General features: G+C 40.4%; 12 protein-coding genes. All 12 read left to right on the top strand.

The features are described 5' to 3' along the window. A complete protein-coding gene (locus tag JCM10914_RS05780; RefSeq protein WP_023958474.1) occupies positions 1-771 on the top strand; it encodes a hypothetical protein in 771 nt (256 codons plus the stop codon). Positions 772-911: 140 nt separating this feature from the next. Then, positions 912-1,379, top strand: coding sequence for a hypothetical protein (locus JCM10914_RS05775; protein ID WP_023958472.1), 468 nt, complete (start codon positions 912-914; stop codon positions 1,377-1,379). 42 nt (positions 1,380-1,421) lie between these two features. Then, positions 1,422-7,445, top strand: coding sequence for a phage tail tape measure protein (locus JCM10914_RS05770; protein WP_036717158.1), 6,024 nt, complete (start codon positions 1,422-1,424; stop codon positions 7,443-7,445). A gap of 47 nt (positions 7,446-7,492) precedes the next feature. After that, complete coding sequence (locus JCM10914_RS29820; RefSeq protein ID WP_023958467.1) at positions 7,493-8,587, top strand: phage tail spike protein; 1,095 nt, start codon at positions 7,493-7,495, stop codon at positions 8,585-8,587. A 5-nt stretch (positions 8,588-8,592) separates the two neighbouring features. Then, entirely contained in the window at positions 8,593-11,010 is a 2,418-nt protein-coding gene (locus JCM10914_RS05765; protein ID WP_231638533.1) for a phage tail protein, read from the top strand. 25 nt (positions 11,011-11,035) lie between these two features. Further along, entirely contained in the window at positions 11,036-11,470 is a 435-nt protein-coding gene (locus JCM10914_RS28780; RefSeq protein WP_148300182.1) for a PAAR domain-containing protein, read from the top strand. 32 nt (positions 11,471-11,502) lie between these two features. Continuing rightward, a complete protein-coding gene (locus tag JCM10914_RS05760; RefSeq protein WP_023958464.1) occupies positions 11,503-12,114 on the top strand; it encodes a phage tail domain-containing protein in 612 nt (203 codons plus the stop codon). Positions 12,115-12,129: 15 nt separating this feature from the next. Next, entirely contained in the window at positions 12,130-12,765 is a 636-nt protein-coding gene (locus JCM10914_RS05755; protein WP_023958462.1) for a hypothetical protein, read from the top strand. An 11-nt stretch (positions 12,766-12,776) separates the two neighbouring features. Beyond that, complete coding sequence (locus JCM10914_RS05750; protein WP_036717156.1) at positions 12,777-13,415, top strand: phage tail domain-containing protein; 639 nt, start codon at positions 12,777-12,779, stop codon at positions 13,413-13,415. A 12-nt stretch (positions 13,416-13,427) separates the two neighbouring features. Then, a complete protein-coding gene (locus tag JCM10914_RS05745; protein WP_023958458.1) occupies positions 13,428-14,582 on the top strand; it encodes a hypothetical protein in 1,155 nt (384 codons plus the stop codon). 20 nt (positions 14,583-14,602) lie between these two features. Then, the gene (locus tag JCM10914_RS05740; protein WP_023958456.1) at positions 14,603-15,145 is read left to right on the top strand and encodes a hypothetical protein; all 543 of its coding nucleotides are present in this window, start codon (positions 14,603-14,605) and stop codon (positions 15,143-15,145) included. Between the two features lie 83 nt (positions 15,146-15,228). After that, positions 15,229-15,846, top strand: a complete 618-nt coding sequence (locus JCM10914_RS05735; protein WP_023958454.1) for a hypothetical protein — start codon at positions 15,229-15,231, stop codon at positions 15,844-15,846. The last annotated feature ends 13 nt before the right edge of the window (positions 15,847-15,859 follow it).

The following is a 15,859-nucleotide window of genomic DNA, read 5'->3' as shown; positions in this document are numbered from 1 at the left end:
ATGCTAAACCTTGGTAAATACGGTTCCCGTGATATTCTAAAACTTCAAATCTTCGATTACGCTACAAAGAAACCAATTATGACGTTTGACTATGCTAACACCGCTTCGCAAGAAATGACTTCTTCTCGTGTTTATGCGATGGGCGCTGGCGCACGTCGTATCGCCTGGGATGGTGAGAAAACGGCAAAATTGACCATGGAAACCCAGCTCTTCTCCATGCAGCATCTTGCAATGTTGGCAGGCGAGGAAATTCGTAAAGGCAAACAAAACATTTATAAAACGGAAGTAATTACTGTCCAAGACGATGGTACGGGTACCAAACAAGTAACGCTATCCAAACCACCGGTTGGTTCCGTTAATGAAGTCAGCGTGCACCCTTATATCAATGGAATTAGCACGGAGGTTTCCCAAACCGTTACTTCAGTCACCGGAAATGTTGTAGAACTCGATGCTTCTGCAACTGTAGCAGTTGGTGATGAAGTTGAGGTGTACTACCAATTCGAAGCAGCAGAAGCGAATACACTCTCCTTTACTGCTACCGGCTTCCCTAAATATGTCTATATGGTCGGGGATACTTCATACACGGACGAAGTCACTGGTGAAGTTGTTGGTGCACAAATCGTGTATCATAAAGCCAAAATTGATCCTAACTTTACCATCAGCATGTCGGCAACAGGCGATCCTAGCTCACTGAGCCTGGTATTCGACCTCTTCCCTAAGAAGATTGAAGATGTGGATACCATCATTGATATGGTAATTTACGAAGACTAATCATTTTATTGGGAAGAGCCAAGGCAAATGCCGTGGCTCTTCCTTTATTTATAAGACATTTCATAGAGTCTTCTTCGAACAAGAACACTGTACCAATGTCTTAACAGACACCACCATTAACCATAAGGGAGAATGATACCATGACAGTAAAAAAACCTATTAAAAAACTAACAACTCAGGCGTTAAAGAGACTTGAGAGTGAGTTGAACGCGAATAAAACGATCTCGATTCTGAATAACTCTTACGAGGTCAATATCCAGCAGGTTTTTCGGGAATCTCGCGTGGAAGCCGTTGTCATTCAATATCTTGCACTCTTGCAAGAGTTGAAAAATCGGACTGATTTGAACGACATGCTTATTGCGGGAACGATCGGACTATTGAATAGTCTCATAATCAAGGAATTTACAAGTATTCCTTACCCACAATGCAAATCTATTGAAGATCACATTAAAGTATCGCATGTTCTTCTCGACACTGGAATCATGAATGAAGTGTTCAATGCATTTAACCCTGAAGAGCTTCAAAAAATAGAGGAGAAATTCAAATCAACCAATCAAAATTTAGGAGAAATTCTTGGCGAGTTAGCCCTTACCTCCTCCCTTGAATAATCGTCGATATTCATTTTTAACGAAGGAAGTGAACATGCAATTATGGCTGATGACTTGAAAACTTTCATTTATGCACGCCTCAACGTAGATAAATCTATAACCGATATTAACAGTCAGATTCTTTTATTAGCTCCAAAATTACGCAAATTAAATATCGGTGTATCGGTCGATAACTCGATTGTAAAAACAATAAACAACATTACAAATACAACTAACCACTTCAATAAAACACTAATCACACAAAATAAAATCATTTCAAACAACGTATCTGTTTATGTGAACAACATGAACACAAAAATGCGTTCTCATATTGAATTGATTCGGCAGTCAGAAAAAGCAAGTATTTTAAATAAAAATGCGGTGCAAGCTGAGACTTCCCAGCAAGAAAAGCAAAAACGCACATTACAAGCGTTAGATAGACAAACGCAACAGCTAGTGGCCACCCGAAGAACCTTAGCTAACTCACCTGCAATGCATAGTTCGGCTCCGGGTCAATCTTCTGCCAAAAACTCCGATAATCAAGGTGGAATCGTCCAAAACACAGGACCATCGCTAGTGAGAAGAATGGAAAACTGGAACATTGTGACGGCGGCGCTTAGAGCTCCACTGCAAATGTTACAAAGCGGAGCCCAATACGTAAATGAATTGGATACCGCCATGTCCAATTTATCCAGAGCCACCAACGGTTCTTCCACAGAAATTCAACATTTTCTAAAAGACGCTAATGCGGTAGCTAATGAAATCGGCGGTCTTACTGTAAATGTAATCAATTCAGCCACAGAATGGGCGAATCTAGGTTATTCCATTAATCAGTCTAAAGCTCTTGCAAAACAAACACTGGTACTGCAAAATGTCGGGGACTTTGACTCGGCCGAGCAAGCTTCCAAAGCTCTTCTGTCCACGATCAAAGGTTTTGGGATTGAAGTCGACAATGAAGGAAAGAACGTAGCGAATATCGTTGATATCTACAATGAAGTCGGAAACAAATTTAGTATCAGTTCTCAGGGCATCAGCGAAGCCATGAACAGCTCGGCAACAAGTCTGAACTCCGCTGGCAATACAATTGAAGAATCCGTTGCCATGATTGCAGCAGCTAACTCTTCTATTCAAGATCCTGGAAAGATCGGAGAAGGATTAAATACCATCTCGAATCGGTTAAGGGGCGTCGGCGAGAATGGTGAAACGTTGACAGAGATTCTCCCTTCGCTTGATTCCAAATTTGCTTCCATTGGTCTCACTTTGAAAAAAAGCGACAACACCTACAAAAGTACGTTCGATATTTTTCAAGAACTCTCTTCTGTATGGGATCGCCTCTCCTCCACTGAACAAATTGAAATTACGCAGCTCATAGGTGGAGATCAGCAGGCGGTTGCTGCAAGTATCCTTGCTAATTGGCAACATGCGCAAGGAGCTTTACAAGCAGGACTTCATTCATTTGGCAGCGCTGCTCGTGAAAATGAAATTTACTTGGATTCGTTACAAGGACGGATTGCTGCCTTTACAAACGCTGCCCATTCTTTTTGGAGCAACAGTATATCTTCGGACTTTCTCAAAGGTGTCGTGGATGCAGGAACCGGATTAATTAAATTTTTAGATAATTTGGGTAATACAACCGCATTGGTTACTGGACTCCTACTAACCTTCAGGCATAAAGCCCTCGGAAATTTAATCGTAGGCGCCGGACAATCTGTTTTAGCCCTGTTCGGCGTTCGCAAGGCGATGGAGACCACTGGAGTCGCCGCCAATGTAGCGGCCGTTGCACTAACTGGAATGCAGAGAGCACTTGGTGTAATCGGCTTAGTACTATCGGCAGGTTCTATGATTTATTCCCTATTTAATCAGGTAAGTAACAGCGCCTCCAAGAGCACGGAGGAATTCGAAAATCTAAATCAAAGTGTCACAGAGTCAGCGCTAAATATAGCACAGCTCCAGAGCTTAAACGAGCAGTATAAAGCGGGGAATCAATCGCAGGAAGAATTGTTATCGATTCGTCAGCAAATGGCTGGTATAATGCCAGGAATAATTTCTCACTATGATAATGAAGGTAATGCTGTTCATAAAACTAGTGAAGAAATCGATAAGTTAATTGAAAGAGAAAAGGAATTACTGGTTGCTAAACAACGAAGTTTGTCTCTTAAAGCATCAGAGGCATTAACTGACCCAGCAAAAGATATTGATATTGCGAATAAATCTATAGAGAAAAATCAAAAGAAATTTCAAATAGCTAGTGCTAATAAACAAGCAGCTGAATATATGAGTTTATTTTTGCATGATAACCAATTACAGTTAGATCAGATGCATTTACAGGAAAATCGAGATAAGTTAAAGGAAATGCAGAATGGTATAATAAATATTTTCAATGAGAATGGTCTTGGCAAAAACGAAACTAACAGTTTTAGACTGGATATTGATTGGGGCAACAATAATATACACGAGTTTGTTGAGCAACTGAATTCAGAATTTGCTTCAATTGATGAAACCATAAATATTAATAAAGCTAAGATTGAAGAATCCAAATTAGAATTCATTGAATCTTTCAGTATCATTAATCAAGATATATTAAATAATCCAGGGATTGATAATCCAGTATTACAGAATCTGCTTAACAAAATTGCAGAGGATTACATAAACTCTGTAGATATATCTGAGAAGAGCAAAGACCAAGTAATAGGAAACTATCGAGCTCTCTCCAAAAATATAGTTGATGCTATTGGCTCTGAGAAAATAGATCTGGACAAGATGATCGAAACAGGAAATTTCGAGGAGCTTAAATCAATACTGAATTCAGTATCAGGTGAACTTTTTGATGTTAATGAAGTAGTTAAGCTTTTTGCCTCCTCTACTGATGACTCAAGTAAAAAGATAGATGTACATAATGATTCTTTGAATCAAGTAAAAGCTGCCTACGATGCGTCCTCTGAGAAAATATCCCTATACAATAAACTCCTTAGAGACAATTCATCCGAGACTGGATTAAATGCTAGAGAAGTAACGGAGCTAATAAACAAAGACCAGTCCTTAATTAAGCTATTTGAAACTGAAAATGGTCATATCAAACTCAATACTTCTTTAGTCAAACTTAAAAAAGACGAAGAATTAAATGCATTTAATAAAATTAGTGAGGCCAGACGAAAAGATTTAGAAAATCAGAATAAAAATCTAAAAGATAAATTGGCAGTCTGGGGCATTGAAGTAGATGCCATAACAACCGTCGCTGAATTAGAAGCAGCTAAAGCTAAATTGCGTGAGAATGAGCCTTCCAATTGGCAAGATGTTCACTCGGATAGTGTAGGAAGAAATATGAGCGAGGACCAATTATCCGCATTTAATAGTAAAAACAGAAATTTTTTCAGGGATGCTGAAAAGTATCTTAATCAAATTTACGAGAAAAATAATTATTTCAAGCTATTGACAGCTTCGCTCGATGACAATGTTGGTTCAAGTTCTAAGAGTGCTGCAACTGGCCTATCAAACGCGAATAAACAATTATCAAATAACAACAAAGAGCTTACTAAAACACAACAAAAGCTAAAAGAAATTGATATTAGTTTCGGTAACATCCACTCAAACAAGAACAAATATAACAAAGGATCCCAAGAATATAGAAATCTTCTGAATAATGAAGTAGCTCAATTAATCAAGCGAAAAGCTCTTTACGACGAAGCGATTAAAAACCCTGGAAAACTTATATCCAACACGGAGCAAGGGTACAAACCGACTAAGGAAGAATTGAGTTCTGCTAAAGACGAAGCAAAGAGCAAATCAAGAGAGTCCTCTGACAACATCTACAAACTACGGACTGAAATCGTAGAAAGTACCATTTCTCAATCTAATAACAAATTAGAAAAAATCGAGAATCGTATCAGCGAGTCCAAGAACAATCAGTCCGGCTATAATAATCTGTCCGTCGAATGGCGAAAAGAAGAAATGTCGCAAATTAGTTATCTTGGACAAAGGAAAAAAGAACTAGCCGCTCAAAATGAAAAAACTGAAAAACTGATTAAGGAATATCAACTTACAGGCGGAGAATTCAACCAACAAATTGATAAAAACAATCTAGAAATAGAAAAAATTGAAACTGAAATTCAAGAAAAACGGTACGCTGTCCTTATAAGCAGCCTTGATCAATATGAACAAAAACGCAATCAGGCTTCACTAAAGATTGATGCATCTCAAACCAGAAGCTCCTTACTCGACTCTGCTTCTCCTGAATTCCGCAAAGAACTTGAGGAGCAGCTCAAATTGAAGCAAGAAATTAATAAGAGTAATGAAGCTGAGATCAAAACCATACAAGAAAAGTTAAAAACCGCCAAGCTTCTCCCTAAGGATGTGGCAGCACTTGAAGAAAGAATGCAGTCACTCGAAGGACACAAACTATCCATTCAAGTCGAAATTGATGATGTTAAGAACGATATCATTTATAGCCAACTTGAAGAATACTCCGATAAGATCAAAGAAAAAGATACGGAACTTAAAGTCATCCAAGATAACCTTCGTAATTTAGAAAAAGGTACGCCTGAATATACACAAGAATTATTAAAGCAAATCCCCCTCATTCAAAATAAAATCAACCTAAATCAAGCCGAGATCACGTATCTAGAAACGCAAGCCAAGCGAACGGATATTAGCATTGCCCAACGAAAAAAATTGAACCAATTGCTAGTTGAGGCCAGAGAAACAAACCGTTCCATGCTGCATGAAGAGAGATCCGTTCGATCAGAGATAACCGATGGAATTATCGAAGACTACAAGAAAGCCATTAATAAACAAAAAGAGTTTGAACTTTCCGCTATAGACGAAAAGATGAAGGCCGAGGAAGAACGCCATAAACAAGCGATTAAACATCTAGATGATGAATATCGAACGTTTGAAAAGCACATTAATGCCAGATTGAAGGCTATGGATCGAGAGAATGCTTCGGACGACTATGAAAAAGAACTGGGTAAGAAACTCAAGGAAAGACAAGAAATTATTGACAAGATCAATGTCCTGCAGCTTGACAATTCAATGGAGGCCAAAGCTAAGCGTAAAGATCTTCAGGGACAACTAGATGCCAAGAACGAGGAAATCGACGAATTTAAATTACAACGAGATCGTGAGACGGCTAAGCAAACCCTTCAAGATTTATTGGATGATCGTAAGGAATATCTGGATCAAGTTCGCAGCCATGAAGATGATCAATACGAACAATCACGCAAGAAAAATGAACAAGAGAAAAAAGATGTTGAACAGAAGTATAACGCCATGCTGAATGACGAGAAGAATTTCTATCGAATTAAGCAAGGACTCCTAAGCGAAGACAAAGCGATTGTCAAATCAACAATTGAGGAAATAAAGCTATTTTATACTGGATTATATGCTGAACTCGAACGGGCACTGGTGAATTACAGGACCATCTCGCAACAAGAGCACAATAATATAAGAAACAGTCTCGATCAAAGTACCGGTAATCTCGATCATTATAATAACGGCAACTCAGGATCGTCTAACAATAAGCCAAGCCCCAGTGATTCTACCATACCCAAAGAGATTTTAAATGACTGGGAAACGTATTTGAAGAATAAAGAAGCGGCATCGAAACACCAGAATGACAGAAAAAAACATACAGCAGGCTCATCCGAGTATGTAAGGTTAACCAATGAAATAAAAAAACTAAGTGAAATAAACCAACGACTGCGGGATAGTCGCAATTTCGTAGATGGCACTTACGATAATTTGAAGGGACTAACAGGATCATCCATTTTCAACGCAGCTACAGGTGGCTTGACCCCTGCCTGGGGTTCGGAAGGTAAGTTCCTGCTAGCGCATGAAAAAGAATTGATATTAAATAAATCCGATACGTCCAATCTTCTGAAAATTGTCGACTTTACTAGGAAGATCATTGACTCCATCAAAGGAAATTTTAATCAAGATGCTATCAAATCAACTTCCACTTCTACTCAAACTGACAACAGCATTAGAATAGATCATGTATCCATTCATGCTGACCAGCAGGATACCGGTAAAAGTCTCCTAGAAAAGTTTGAAACTGCACTTAGTACAAAACTTAAACACAGAACAATCTAAATATCACAAAGCTTCTCCCCTCTTCTTCAAAGAAAGGAGTGTTATCCTTGATAGGCGAAATAGACTATAGTCTAAAACCAGTCAAACCTCAATATTTCATTGCTAAACCTAATCGCGAAATTATTAGCAAGTTAAGCGAAGCTTATAATGTCAATCGAACCAATAAATTAAATGATGTGGATGAGCTCTATCTTACTGTGCCGTATCAATTGGATGTTAATCATAAATTAATTAACAATAAAAATATAAATGATTTAAGAGAACGGTATTTAATAAAAGTAGTTACCGATAACCAGACCGATTGGTTCATAATTAATGAAATCAATGAAAATTCCAGCGATTCAGAAACCTCCAAAACCATTCGCTGCCTTTCCTTAGCGCATGAATTAACAGATAAAGCCATCCGAAGGTATTTAGGCGAGTCTTATCATGCCAGGCAAGTATTGAACGATCTGACAGCTAACACGACCTGGACACCTACCTATATTGATGCCGATTTTCAACTAACCTATAGAACTTTTGATTTTCCTTCTACCAACGTTTTGGATGCCATCTTTTCTGTCGCCGAAACTTACAATGCTATTGTACATTTTGATACGGATAAACGGGAAGTCAGCTTAACTAAACCTGAATTAACCGGCTTAAATCGTGGATTGACCTTTTCTTACGGTAAATACTTAAACAGCCTGGGCAAGACGGTACAAACCGATGAAATGGTTACGAGGTTAACCGCCAATGGAAGTGATGGGTTAGGAATTCAGAAAGTTAACCCCACTGGTCAGAACTATATCGAGAGCTTTGGTTATTTTATGTACCCGTTCGAACGAGATCCCCAGCGTAATGTTCTATCCTCCAGCCATCATATGAGTGATTCGTTGTGTCATGCCCTGCTCGATCACCAAGAACTCGTTGAAGCTAATTCAGGATTGTTCAACACCCATTACACAGAACGCCAAAAACTTCAGAACCAATTACTTCAGCTAGAAAGGGATCTGCAGCGTTTACAAAGAGATGAAGCTAATGTAACCAGCACTATGATCTCCCTTCAATTCGATGGCAAAATGTTCTTCGAGAAATATGTTCATCAAGCTCCAGTCAGAGATCGTTTACGATTGATCAAACCTACGCCTATGCAGTCATGATCAAAGTGGATAACACAACAGGTGTGGCCGTTAGTCTGGATGGACAAGCCAGATCCGTAACTTCAAATCAGTGGGTGCTGCTTGGTAAAATTAAAGATCAATCAAGCTCGCAAGTAATGATTAGCGGTGGTAGTACAGGTGTTTTTATACAGTTGGTTAACATCAGTCTTGGAGAATACAATACGAACAATAATGATGCTGCTATTGTTGATCGATACAGTTTGGATCATAAAGAGAACCAGGTGAAGTTAAAGGAACTTGAGATTAGTGTTATGACCGCATCGATCGAACAGATTAACGATGAAATCGAAAAACTGCAAGAGAGGCTACTTGCTGAGCATAACTTCACCCCAGAACAACTTCAGGAATTGAATTATTTTGTTATTGAGCGAGAGTTTAACGATGATACCTACGTTGACGAACAAGATCTCTATCAGGCAGCATTAGATAAATTCAAAGAAATACAACAGCCTCAACTGTCGATTGATATCGATATTGTCAATTTTCTTGAGATTATCGAAGAACAACGAAACTGGAGCAAACTTCAGCTTGGTGACTTCGTCAACATCAAATATGAGCCTACCAATACTTATGTAACCGCCAGAATAACGGAGATCGCTTACAACTACGAGAATTTTAACATCAATCTGACTCTTTCCAACGCCAAAAGCGTGAATGATGAATCCACCCGAATCGAGAAGTTCCTCAATGATGCCAAGAATACAGCTGTTGTAGTCGATCTCAATAAGACCAAATGGGGTAAGGCTGTCGTCGATACCTCAGAGATGAGTAAGCTATTTGATCACTTTTGGGATAAAGTAACGAATGACATCAATATGGCATCGAATGAATTTGTAACGATCGACCGCAAAGGAATTACGATCATTGATCCCAATGACCCTCTTCGATTCCTTCGCGCTACACATGGTGTGCTTGGTTTAACCCGTTCCGGAGGGCTTCGTTATGAAACTGCCATTACGGCTGACGGATTAATTGCAGAGATGGTGCTCGGCAAAATCATTCTCGGTCAACGCGTAGTCATTGGCGATACCACAGGCGTATTCACGATCGAGGGCTCTAGGCTCATGATCGATGATCGCTGCGGCCGCGAGGTTGTTAAGCTTGGCTTATTATCAGAGCAGCCTGACAAATTCGGATTCTATCTGAACCGATACGAGTCATCCAATTGCAGTGATACAAACAAAGTCAATCGCGTATCCATCACTGCTGACGAAGGCTTTATTATCGAACGATTCAGAAATGGTATTGCAGAGAAAACATTCGGTACTACGCTCGATGGCGATTTATTTATAAAAGCCGGTGTCAATGATCAAGTATTCACGATTGATAAGAACGGATTAGCGTTAGGTCATAGTATATGGGATTATGCTCCTTTCCGTGCGGATTATGACGGGAATGTATGGATGTATAAACTATATGCTGAAGAGGCTGAAATCACAAAAAGTCTATTTAAAGATGGCCATATCGAAGGTTCGTCGCTGACACTCAAGGATAGTAAAGGCGGCATCATTCAAATGTTCCCGGAGTACGGACTGTGGTTCGGAAGCGATAAGTTCGACGATGCCCCTGCCAGCATTAGCATGGATGGTACGGCTAAGTTTAAAAAGGGCCAATTCATTGGCCCTAACGGAAATATACTCATTGATGCTGAAGCTGGTTACATTGACATGGATAATCTCGATATTATCAACATCGGCAAACTCGTTGCAGAAACTTTACAGGTGAATACGATTCTTGCAGACCAGTCTTATATTAATGATCTAACTGTAAACAAGGTGAAGACCCTTCCTAAAGATACAAATATCGGAGAGTATGTTGATTATATCGAGATTGAGGACAACTATATCCGATTCATTACTGCAAAAGTCGATCAGCGTGAACATGCTAAAGACTCTCGGGGCCGAGAACTATATTGGCAAGACAACGAGAAAAAGATACTGACTACAGAAGTAACAGCCATTAAAGCTTATGCCTATAGTTTTAGACCGGATGATATAAAGATTAAGCAAGAGATCAGTTTCACTGATAGTGGTAATGACGCTGAACCTATTCGTAAGCTAGGTACTGGAGACGGTGGTGCCAATGACCGCGCCAAAATGGTTGAAACGAAGTATCGAGGTGGATTCAAACAAGAATATAAAGCGAGTAATAACAGCAGGATGAGAAGCATCGACCTGTCGGATAATGGCATTAAGATTATTTCGGAAGAAAATCCGGTAACGGTAGAATCCAAAGATGTGACGCTGGAAGTCAAAGCTGGTACAGCCAAAATCGTCCATTCTTCAGGCTCATTCATCGAGATCGCTCCTAATGGAGCAATCAACATCAAATCAACAGGTGCCATGAATTTTGAAGCTGGCGGTAACATGAAATTTACTGCGCCGAGAATTGATTTGAACTAATTCAGTAGACGGAGGTGTCAATTATTTGGCAGGAATAGCTACACACGGATCTGCTTCGGCTCCTGTTACAAAAAGGAATTACGTTTCATACGATGTATATAGTTATGATGATTTTTACGGTTGGAATTATAGCTATTCAGGTTATAGCGATGCAAGGATAACTAGCTCAGGAGTAAACGCTAACTCAACGGTTTATATTAATGGACGTTCTATTGCAACTGTTGACAATCCATTATCGGAGAACTGGGTAGCTACTTCTATTCCTTCCAATAATAGCTACACTGAATATCGAAATATCAATCCTAATCGAAGTGGAACTGGCCAAGGTAGAGTAACTACCGGAAGTTCCAATGTTTTCTCAAATCATAAAGCCGTTGCCAAAATCGGCTCCCAAGTGACAACTTGTCTTGGGGAATTAACCACTATAACAACTGGCAGCTCGAATGTATTTACAAGCTGACATTTACAGTCGTTTAAAAGGAGGTGATACATATGACTATACGCGATGCACTCTATTTTTCTTACGCCGGCAAAAAATCAGTAGATTATGGAATTATCAATGTAACGATGAGCTCTGGCATGTATGAGGAGTCTCTGGCACCATCTAGATCCATTCAGGAAGTATCCATCAAGGGGCGTGACCGCCCCTATTTTCAAGGAATCAAAAAAGCCCCCCTCAAATTTAACGTCTCTTTTGCGTTTGAAGATACTTGGGATACCCAGAGAATCAGAGAGGTTACCAGATGGCTAACCGAACAAGACTACTATCAGGAATTATACTTCACGAATGATTGGGGACGTGATCCTGAAAGAATATTTTATGCCTTGTTTGTAGATGATCCTGTACTTATACATAACGGAATTCGTGAAGGCTATGTTAATTTGACTGTGCGCTGTGACAGTCCCTACTCTTATTCCCCCATATTCACTTCCCGTTTATACAAATGGGATCAACAAAAATATAATATAGATGTCAACGAATTCAACGTTGGTGATAGAACCTCAACCATCGTGGATATTGATGATCAGCTTATTTTGAACCCGCACCGTACGAAATGGAGTGACTACGCTCCCACAACGCAATGGTCTGGTTTAAATCCTTAGAGAAAGGAGCCTATCATGTCAACAACAACGAACAAATTAGGCTTAACGAAGCCTGAATTTACAGATGAAATTGAACATACGATACTCGCTCTAGCTAACAATTTTCAAACAATTGATGACGATTCCAAAACCTATGTAGATGCCCCCCCTACTTCTGGGGTATGGCCATCCAAGCATATTTTACATGCCAACCAACTCTCGATTGGTGGTTATCTTGGCTGGGTTAATATTCGATCAGGTACAGCAGCTCCCATCTGGAAAAGCTTGACTTCCTATAGCAACGGCACCGTTATTGTTCCTAACAAGGATAATGGGCATTTCTATACTTGCATACAAACAGGGTACTCCGGTCTAACCGAACCCATCTTCCCTGTCTCTAATAGCGGCGAAGTTCAAGACACGCGAGGAGCGAATCAATGGAATCCCAACCACTACTACAGTATTAATGATATCTCATTCCCAACCACGGATAATGGTCGTTTCTACGTCTGTATCCAAGCGGGAGAATCCGGTGATGTAGAGCCGAATTGGGTCATTGTCGATGGTGCGACAACCTATGACAAAAATGCGGTTTGGGCAAGCTACCGTATCGCCAAATGGAGGGAAAGTGGTACAGCCGTTCTGTATCGCCCCTTTGGAAAGATTGATTAAGGGGTGATGAAATGGCTAATTGGCTTGCGTTAATAAATCTTAAAGGGGACTATACCTCCCCTGCACTTGATCTCCCGTTGCGAGCGGATGGAGTTATTAGCAAAGTTCTTTGGCAATCCGAACAGCCTGCCGGAAGTCAGATCATGGTCCAGACCAGAGTCAAGCTGAACGGACATGACTGGAGCGATTGGAAAACTTGTGTGAATGGTGGGCCCTTCCCCGATTTAAATGATGATAGTCACCTTGACAATCCGCAATACATGTTTCGAATCTTATTCAAGACTGCCTCGTACCAGTTTAAGGCTCGCTTTAAGTCCATTCAATTCGAGTTCGAGCCCGTGCTCGTGTTTAACAACAAAGGTGACTTGGATTGCAGTCCAGAGATTTGGATAACCAAGTATGAGAACGGAGATTTCTCCATACAGAACTTATCGCACCATTTTAATGAATTCAAGTTCACTGAATTAATTGACGGAGAAACATTGTATGTTAACAATGAGACGGAAGACATTGAAACCACACTTCCCGTTACCTATCGCTATCGCAACTTTAATGATAACTATCTCCGTTTTCCGATTGGCAAGAATGTACTCCGCGTTGATGGCAAAGCGGATATCAAATTCAGGTATCAATTCAAAACACTTCAGTGAGGAGGTGATATTTTGCCTGATTTAATCACTCAATTACAGTACAACGATCCTTTAACCATTATCGCTAGAAAAGGGACCATAGAGGATCCTTACGTCGATAGGACTGATTCCCTTCCCGTCATTAATGGTCTTATTACGCTCTTGGAACTGCCTTCCCTCCAGGATCGGGTTAGCATTGCCGGCATGATAGAGGTTGATCAAGAGATTTTTGAACAACGTAAGACAATAGAAAGCCATGAGTTCTTGGTGAACTATGCCAACGGGACGGTTCAGGTTCACCCTTCTATGGAAGGCCGTACCTTGCTATGCCGTTTCAAAGGGCGCGGCTTAATTATGTATCCAGCCAGCAGAATATATGCTTTGGTACGGCGTCATCCGGATGTTGTCGTTACGCTGCAAGACTATATTTCAGAGATCGAGCAGAAGCTTGCCGAGAATCAATCGCTGATCGGTAAGGTAGAACAGCTCATTTCTGAAACCAGAATAATTATCGATGAATCGCGGAAGTCAACGGATAATGCTAACCGGGCTGCAGATGAAGCAGATCGCGCCAGAGACCAGGCGATGGATGCTTATCAAACAACCAGGTTGGTGTTTAAGCCCACGGTGGCAGACATGAAAGAATTACACGCTACTTATCCCTATCCATCCGTTGGCTGGACCGTTCAAACCTATAGCGATGGTGTTCGCTATCGATATGATGGAATCCAATGGGTTCCCATTGATATCTTCGGCGCTAATCTCCTGCCTGTTAATGAATTCAGAGATGGGCTGATGTCGGTTGCGGAGCACGTTAAGTTAAAATCCTTCCCCTATGAGCTCAAAGAACGAATTGTTGTCTTCTGCCTGCCCTCTTATATTTTCCAAGGAATTCAGGACGTTATCGTCCCTTTCCCATTTGATGGTGAGATCACTTCCGTTCATGCTATATGTAAAGTGCATGGCGATACGGAAACTGAAATCAGCATCGAGAAGAGCAGAAACATAGTGGACTGGACCAACATCTTAAGCAATAACTTGCACTTCCGGGCATTAAGCAATTTTGACGATAAGTCGGTCTCTCTCACTTCAAACAAGGTGATACAAGGAGACATGTTCCGTGTAAATGTCTTGAAGCAAGGCGTAAATATTCAAGGAATCACGATTGAATTAAAAATAAAAATATAAATACAGAGGAGTTTTTCACAATGGCTACACCCGTTATTACATGGATGAATAGTACACACACGCAAACCATAACAGCACCATTTGATTTTGGCGTCATTGATGCTGGTGACCTAGGGCCAGCTTACCAATTTAACATATGGAACAATAAGGGCCAAACCACCGATGTTTCAAAAATGGAGGATTGTACCATCACTACCCGCGATATGTCCGGCGGTCTGGGCAATACCATCGGCAACGAAGTCGAGGTTGTTAAGAACAATTGGTTTCACGCTCAAGTAGACTCATTAGGCGAAACAGATTTGGATCAACCGACTTCCATTATCGGTAAGGATGCTTCCAAACCCATTGGAACGACTGGCCAGACAACCAAGGATCATACGGGAGCTACTTATCCAACTCCATTTGTCCCGGCAGCTAGAGAAATTCTAGGTGTAAACAACAATGGTGATCGTGTAGATGCCGCAGGCAACTATGCTACAGTAACCCTGCGAGCAGCCGTTCCGCTCGATGCCAAAAGCGGCAAGCAGCAATTTAAAATTAGGGTCTCCTACCGGTATGTCTAAACCAGCCATACGGTAAATTTGTTGGACAGGTACATTATGTACCTGTCCTTTTCTATACTCACAATACAATGGAGGGTACGTGCATGATTCTAGGCGATCGAAAATATAATCACTCCCCTGTTCCAAACCAATCCTTTATATGGATTGCAGATTATTACGACAACTCATTCTCTTCAGAGTTCGACTTCGAATCGAAAAAACCAAACAACTTCTATGATATTGATAGAGAAAAATTAATCCGATTTGGGCTCATTGGTGAAGGATCTCAGGTGTTCTTTGACGTCGCTAACGGGATCTTCAACATGAATGGACACCGAATTATGATCTCCTATTCAACGGAGACCACAGAGTATCCATTAACAGGTAGAACATTTCTATACAATGATATTATCACCTACAAAGAAGCAGTATCGGATGCCGATCTATTCACAAGAAAGGCCGCCAACGGTAGGTTTAATCATAGCATCACTTCATATAACATCGGCTATAAAAAGAGAATGGAACTCGAAGAAGTTATCATTTGCTTTCAAAATATATTAACGATCCCATTCAATGAAGCATTATATCTCCAAATCAAAATATCAGCCAACCAAGATCTCAAAGGATCCTTAATCATCCGCCGTGACGGACTGATTGCCGATAAGATACCCGCTCCGTTAATCAAGGATATGGCAGGCATAGTTAATTGGGAAATTAAATAACGAGGTGAACATA

It is taken from the genome of Paenibacillus sp. JCM 10914 (genome assembly GCF_001315105.1).
Lineage (GTDB): Bacteria > Bacillota > Bacilli > Paenibacillales > Paenibacillaceae > Paenibacillus_AQ.
The sequence above is the reverse complement of the archived record's forward strand: the minus strand, read 5'-3'. Positions and strand labels throughout refer to the sequence as shown.